Here is a 6,380-nt window from a genome sequence, read left to right as displayed (position 1 = left end):
TTTTTTATTTAGTAGTAGAGCATAAAAAAGGTTATACAAGGCTTGAAATCAACGTTTTAGGGGACTTTATAACATGGAATACTTTGTTGCATTGTCTACTAAAATAAACCTCTTAAATCGTAAAATAAGGCTTAATGTCTTAACTTACCTTCTAAATAACAAATATTTATAAAAATTATACAGAAGATATATAAAAGTTATACGAAATATATATTAAAATTGTGAATAGTACCTCTTTATACTTGTAATATTTATAATCTTACTATATAATAAGAATTAGTGTGAATAGTACCTTAAAATATGGAGAATAGGGTACTAACCACAAAATGTACTAAAATCAAGTATAAAAGGGGAATGTTAAAAATGAGCAGAAAAATACCAGAATTCTTAGAAGTAGAGGAACAGGAAAGACTAATTAATATATTTAATACTAGATATATAACACCTCAAAGAAATAAGACTATAGTTATATTATTATTGAATACAGGATTAAGGCTATCAGAAATGATTAATTTAAAATATAATCATATTAATTTAATGACTGGTAGATTAAAGGTAGTGCAAGGGAAAGGGGCAAAAGACAGGATTATATATATCAATGATGATACATTAGAAGTTTTAAAGGATTGGAAGGAAAGGCAGTTCAAGGAGTGGGGAGTTAGTGAATATGTATTTACTACTAGGACACTCAAACAATTAGACGGCAAGGCAGTCAGAAAGATGCTAAGGACTTATTCAAAGAAGGCTGAAATTAAGAAGCACGTAACAACACATACGTTAAGGCACACTTACGCCACTGATTTATTAAGAGAAACCAGCAATATTAGGTTAGTACAAAAGGCGTTAGGACATGAGGACATAACAACAACAGAAATATATACCCATATAGTAGATGCTGAATTAGAAGAAGCGTTAAGAAATTTCAGAAATTAAAAGGTAGGATTAAAAGCCTATCTTTTTTTATTGTCTTATATAGAACATATATTTGACTTATACTATATGTTGTGTTAATATATAGTTGATATACTAAATGTAGGTCTTATAGTTAATTAAAAGAAATTGAAATTGTAAAAAACTTGTAGGGGTATGCTTCTATTTTGAAAACTAAATTTTATCTTACAGTAGGCTACATAAATTTTTTATACAAAAATTAAACCTCGGGAAGTGGCTGGGATAGTGCGAAGGATTGTTTCGAGGTATACATTAAGGATTAATTTACTTGATGGATAACTTGAAGGGGTACTTTGTGGTATGTCAGCTGGTTACCAAAGGTTGTTAAATAAATAGAAAGGATATTAAAACCATGAATAAGAGAGTTACTAAGCATATTACAGTTAGTAAAAACTTAGATACACAATTGAAATACATGGCTAAAAGAATGGACATAACAGAAAGTGCATTAATTAGAATAGCATTAATAGAATACTTGAATGGAAAGGATTGATAACATGGCATTAGAAAATTTCAAACCTACACTTTGGGAAGATGCAATAATGGAAAACTTCCATAACTCTAGCTTTGTTGGATTGATTACTACCCCACCAGTTGAAAAAAGAGGGGAGAAAGTAATATTCAATAGAATTCAAAAGGGAATTTGGAAAGAATATACAGGGGATAAAATTACATGGGACGAAGTGGCAACAACTAAAGTTGAAATGACATTCCCACACCAAAAATATTTTGCTTACATGGTTGATGATGTGGACGAAGTACAAACTGCAAAGTCAGGGGAAACTTTGAGAGCTATTACAAAAGAGCAATCAGAAGTATTAGGCGAAGAAGTAGACCAAGAAGTAATTGCCTATATAGCTGATAATACAATTGAAGATAATACGATAGGAACGGAAATAGATCCTATACTAGTAAACCCAATCAATGCCTATGATACATTAGTTGACTTAAATACGTTAGGAAATAAACAAAAATTACCCGTTACTGATAGGTATTTTATAATCTCACCCGATTATTTAGGACTATTAGAGAAAGATGATAGGTTTACTAAAGAATATGAGATATTAACTAATGGTATAGTCGAAGGTGCTAACATTAACGGCAATACCTTAATCGTAAAAGCTGATAACCCAGCCGATAAAGTATTATTAACTCACCCATCTAGCACAGGTTTCGGTATGCAATTAGGGGGAGATGCTGAAGCTGTAAGGTTACAGGATTATTTTGCCGAAGGAGTAAGGGGACTAGTGAAATATGGATATACACAATTAAGGGAAGAAGCTAGTTGTATAGCTCATATTACTCTAGGGTCAACAGGAGCAGAAGGATAGAATTTAATATATAGGGGGCGTTTAAATAGCCCCTTTTTTAAAATAATACATTGGAGGGAATAAGGTGCCAAGAGAAATTAAAGAAACCGATAATAAAGAAACTGATAATAAAGAAACTGATAATAGAGAAGTTCCAGAGCTTAAAAAAGAAGATAAACCAGAAGAAAACTATATTAATGATATAGTAAAAAAGCAGATGGAAGCATTTCAGGAAACTTTAATTAATCAATTTAGAGAAGAATTTAACAATGAAGTTAATAAATTTGAAGAAGATAAAAAAGAATTTCAAAGTGTTAAGCAAAAGCATAGAATAAAAGAACTATTATTAGAGAATAACCTTGAAAGTGAATTCCTAGAATTTGTATACGATGATGATATTGAAGTTGCTTCAATGAAAATTAAAGAATTAAATACAATAATAACTAATAGAGTTGAATACGTAATTAAAGAAAGATTAAAACTAAATAGTTATACTCCACCAAGTGGGGATTCAACAGGAAGCATAAGCAATAAAAAACCTCCTTATATGGTTTAATTAGTAGGCATTTAAAGCCTACTTTTTTATTTGATTAACTTTATTACATATATATAATAATAACGTCTAAAATAGGGGCAATTAAACGCTATTACATACATGGTATACCTATTATATTAGTACAAGCTAAAAAGGCATAGAATAAGAGAATAAGAGGGAATAAAAAAGAAGTATTGCTATTTAGCTGATAAAATAAGTCTCCCCACTTTAATAAAACTGATTGGATTGTCACCAAGTGACAACAAGATAAAGATAATAAAGGAAATAAGTTTTAATGATACTTAGATAAAAAAAATATTACTATAAATACAAAAAACTTATTTATACTTATAACTTGATTTATTATTTAGTTAGTGTATAATAATAAACAAGAAACAAATAAAACAAGTTATTAAAGAAAGGAGGGGAAAGAATGAAGTACGAAAAAGAAACTAAAGAAGTAGTTGAAAGATACAACAAAGGTGAAGGAACTATTACAGAGATAAGTGAGAGTATAGAAGGCTTCAATAGAAATAAATTCTATAGAATGATAAAGAAATTAGGCATAATAAAAAACGAAGAAAAGGACAAATATATATTCACAAATAAAAACATTGATGGACAATTAAACCTTTTAAAAGCATCTAAGGAGGAAGTGCAAGGCATGGAGAAAGAACTAGAAACAGAAAAAGAGAAGTCAGAGCCAAAGGAAGAAAAAAAAGAAATAGCACCAAAAGAAATACCAAAAATGAAAAAGAAAACATTTGAAGTGTCGGAAGGAGTAGAGGCTGGAATTAAAATGATGGCAGCTATAGAAGGAAAAACTATTAACGATTATGTAAACGATACTCTAGAAAAGTCATTATCAGATGAAATTAAAAGAATGTTAGAAGAAACATTTTACTTTTAAAGTAGGAATGGCTTCCTACCAAGCCTAGAAATGCAGTAGAAAGCCAAAAAAACTAATACCCTAGGGGTATAGTCTAATATCATTATAACATACCTCTAGGGAGAAAATAGGGGGAATTATAAAATGATTAAAGAAGAAATTACAAAAGAATGTATTGAAAATCTTAAAGATTTAGAAATGTTAGACCTTGTGAGAACTAGAATATGGATTAACACATTGAAAAATAAAGAAACTAGGAGGTCTGACAATGAATAAAGAATTACTTAAAAATAATAAAGAGTTATTATATAAAATTGATAAGTTACATGAGACATTTGATTACAGTCAAAAAGTTATGATGTTATTAGAGGCATTGGAGGATAAATATTTTTTCATTGAAGCACCAAGACCAGAACTTATATTTGATGCAAGTCTAGGAGCTGACAATATAGAAAGACAACAGGCTATTAAGTGGAACTGGGATTATCATTTAATTGTTGGTTATATTGACATAGTAAAAGATTACACACACCAAATAGAAAAAACCTTATCTGATGTACTGGAAAAAGAAGATAAATAGACATAGAAACAAAAAAACAAAGAAAATATTGAATTGTTTGAAGGTGGTAAGGTAAATACATTAAGAAGTAGTAAAAAGGTATAGAATAAACGAATAAGGAGGTTAAACCATGAAAGAGATTATTGAAACTAAAATAAAAAACTTAGATGACATATTAAAAAAATATAAGAAACTGAATAAAGAAACTAATAATAAATATTTATATAGGGAATTTGATATTATAAATGAAATAGAACTATTAGAAGAAGTTTTAAGAATGGGAACTGATGTAGAGGCTTGGGAGAAATGCTATAGAGAAGATAGAGAAGAAGTAGAAAAACCCACCAAGACCCCACTGACAAGATAAACAACATATGATAATATGTTATAAAGTGATAAAAGGGGGTTAATTTTGGACCCCTTTTATGTTTAGCATGATAATTCTAAAGGTTTTATAAAATTATTGACAAGGTATGCTATAATAAAATTAATAAACAAAAATAGTAATTTAATGCTACAAAGATGCTACAGACAGGGGAATGTAATATGTTATAATGATAAATAACATTAGAAATACAAGAAACTGAACTTTTAGTGTACTGAATACCTTTCTTGTATATGTTATAATGATAAATAACATTAGAAATACAAGAAACTCAAAAAAGTGAAAAGTCCCTAGAGCCACCAACTCACAGGGACAAGCTAGTTATAAGGTACCAACCTTTTATAACTTAAAGGATATAGCTACAAAACTATATCCACCAATGTATTAATAGTATAATACAAGTAGTAGAGAAAGGCAAGAGTTAAATTATATTATTAATACATAAAAGAATAAAAGGAAGGTAGAGGTTTAAAGAGTCCCTTGTAGCTGGTGAAAGGTTATAAGGGACTTTTTGTATATATTAATTAGTAACCCAGTCATTAGAATGACTCTAAATAAATCTAGTATGATTATTAGAAAACTTATATATATAGTCGTTAGAGCATAAGGGCGACTAAAAATAATTCATAAGGTTAGTTGAGCCGACGCAGAAAGTCAACAACTACACATAAAAGGCTATATCCTTCTTTAGTCGTGTAGTGATAGGTGGTTGCTACCATTCTCAAAGGCAAGGTTGGGAGTCTGGAACTCTAAGGAGTTGGTAGGCTATGACATTCTAAGAGCCATAAAAGGCTATTTTAGAGCATATAGGACAGGCTATATATGATAAGTCATAGTTGCTAAAAATAGCAGATACTAAGAAGGATATTAACGATATACGCCGATAGACTAGGGCAATATCTTAATAGTATTCTATCTATGAACTATTGAAGTATTTAATCTATACTTTAGTAGCTTCTAGGTAGCATACCTATGTCCTCAACCACCTCCAGAGCTAAAGCAATATCATATCTAAATTATAAATCAAGTATTAAATAACTATATAGCTTCTAACATAAACTTAGTTTAGCAGAAAGTAAATAGAAGCATTTAAAGAAACCGAAAGATATTGACTTTATCAATAGATGATAAAAGATAACTGGAGGTATATATGAAAAATAAACTTAAATTATTAAAGTTACAGTTAGAAATTATTAATACAGAAATACTACTAAATCAAAATAGTCTTAATAAGCTACTAGAAGAAGTATCTTATATAGATAGTATGAAATACAATACAATCAAAGTAAATAAAACTAATAACATAGCTTCTAAGACAGAAATGACAGCTATAGAAGTCATAGAGATAAAAAAACTCTTTGAGAAGCATATTAAAAGGTTAGTAGATGAGAAAAAAGAGTTAGAAAACAAATTAAAGGAGATGATGAGTTGATAAGTGATAGGGCAAGAGAAGCAAGAAAAGAATATTCAAGAAAGTATTATAAAGAAAATAGAGAAAAAATATTAAAGTATCAAAAAAGATGGAGAAAAGAAAACCCAGAGAAGGTTAAGGAATATAATGATAAGTATTGGGAGAATAAAGCCAGAGAACTAGAAAATAAATAACTTGATAGCTAAAGGGTGGGGCATTTGGTCCTATCCTTTTTTATATTAGCAAGTAAACGCTGGGGTCGTTAAACACGACGCCTAAAAATGAGATTTAAGGAGTTTAATTAATATAGGAAGGCTATTACATTAGTTAGATGCCCCCC

Annotated in this window: 10 protein-coding genes; all 10 read left to right on the top strand. The window is 29.4% G+C overall.

The genetic code is table 11. From position 1 onward, the window contains the following. Positions 1–363: 363 nt before the first annotated feature. The 10 genes from VK071_10425 (at position 364) to VK071_10380 (ending at position 6,234) form a co-directional block, all read left to right on the top strand. Positions 364–933 carry a tyrosine-type recombinase/integrase gene (locus VK071_10425; GenBank protein HLR35723.1) on the top strand — a complete coding sequence of 190 codons (570 nt, stop codon included), beginning with the start codon at positions 364–366 and terminating at the stop codon, positions 931–933. A 370-nt stretch (positions 934–1,303) separates the two neighbouring features. Then, entirely contained in the window at positions 1,304–1,444 is a 141-nt protein-coding gene (locus VK071_10420) for a CopG family transcriptional regulator (GenBank protein ID HLR35722.1), read from the top strand. Beyond that, positions 1,431–2,282: a hypothetical protein gene (locus VK071_10415; protein ID HLR35721.1), complete on the top strand. Its 852-nt coding sequence runs from the start codon at positions 1,431–1,433 to the stop codon at positions 2,280–2,282. Before VK071_10420 ends, VK071_10415 begins: the two co-directional genes overlap by 14 nt. A 64-nt stretch (positions 2,283–2,346) precedes the next feature. Then, positions 2,347–2,817 carry a hypothetical protein gene (locus VK071_10410; protein HLR35720.1) on the top strand — a complete coding sequence of 157 codons (471 nt, stop codon included), beginning with the start codon at positions 2,347–2,349 and terminating at the stop codon, positions 2,815–2,817. A 412-nt stretch (positions 2,818–3,229) separates the two neighbouring features. Further along, on the top strand, positions 3,230–3,706 hold the full coding sequence (locus tag VK071_10405) for a hypothetical protein (protein HLR35719.1): 477 nt from the start codon (positions 3,230–3,232) through the stop codon (positions 3,704–3,706). A 123-nt stretch (positions 3,707–3,829) separates the two neighbouring features. Then, positions 3,830–3,961, top strand: coding sequence for a hypothetical protein (locus VK071_10400; protein HLR35718.1), 132 nt, complete (start codon positions 3,830–3,832; stop codon positions 3,959–3,961). After that, entirely contained in the window at positions 3,954–4,265 is a 312-nt protein-coding gene (locus VK071_10395) for a hypothetical protein (protein HLR35717.1), read from the top strand. Before VK071_10400 ends, VK071_10395 begins: the two co-directional genes overlap by 8 nt. 109 nt (positions 4,266–4,374) lie before the next feature. Next, positions 4,375–4,611 (top strand): hypothetical protein, encoded by a 237-nt coding sequence (locus tag VK071_10390; GenBank protein ID HLR35716.1) that lies wholly within the window; start codon positions 4,375–4,377, stop codon positions 4,609–4,611. Between the two features lie 1,168 nt (positions 4,612–5,779). Next, positions 5,780–6,061 carry a hypothetical protein gene (locus tag VK071_10385; GenBank protein ID HLR35715.1) on the top strand — a complete coding sequence of 94 codons (282 nt, stop codon included), beginning with the start codon at positions 5,780–5,782 and terminating at the stop codon, positions 6,059–6,061. Beyond that, positions 6,058–6,234, top strand: a complete 177-nt coding sequence (locus tag VK071_10380) for a hypothetical protein (protein ID HLR35714.1) — start codon at positions 6,058–6,060, stop codon at positions 6,232–6,234. The genes VK071_10385 and VK071_10380 overlap by 4 nt, the downstream gene beginning before the upstream one ends. Positions 6,235–6,380 lie beyond the last annotated feature (146 nt).

Source organism: Tissierellales bacterium (assembly GCA_035301805.1).
GTDB lineage: Bacteria > Bacillota > Clostridia > Tissierellales > DATGTQ01 > DATGTQ01.
Note: the sequence above shows the minus strand (reverse complement) of the source record. Positions and strands in the feature narration are given on the sequence as shown.

What these genes read in the sequence shown, in the direction of transcription:
- VK071_10425 (HLR35723.1), top strand. Translation starts at nt 364, where the DNA reads ATGAGCAGAAAAATACCAGAATTCTTAGAAGTAGAGGAACAGGAAAGA.
- VK071_10420 (HLR35722.1), top strand. Translation starts at nt 1,304, where the DNA reads ATGAATAAGAGAGTTACTAAGCATATTACAGTTAGTAAAAACTTAGAT.
- VK071_10415 (HLR35721.1), top strand. Translation starts at nt 1,431, where the DNA reads ATGGAAAGGATTGATAACATGGCATTAGAAAATTTCAAACCTACACTT.
- VK071_10405 (HLR35719.1), top strand. Translation starts at nt 3,230, where the DNA reads ATGAAGTACGAAAAAGAAACTAAAGAAGTAGTTGAAAGATACAACAAA.
- VK071_10400 (HLR35718.1), top strand. Translation starts at nt 3,830, where the DNA reads ATGATTAAAGAAGAAATTACAAAAGAATGTATTGAAAATCTTAAAGAT.
- VK071_10395 (HLR35717.1), top strand. Translation starts at nt 3,954, where the DNA reads ATGAATAAAGAATTACTTAAAAATAATAAAGAGTTATTATATAAAATT.
- VK071_10390 (HLR35716.1), top strand. Translation starts at nt 4,375, where the DNA reads ATGAAAGAGATTATTGAAACTAAAATAAAAAACTTAGATGACATATTA.
- VK071_10385 (HLR35715.1), top strand. Translation starts at nt 5,780, where the DNA reads ATGAAAAATAAACTTAAATTATTAAAGTTACAGTTAGAAATTATTAAT.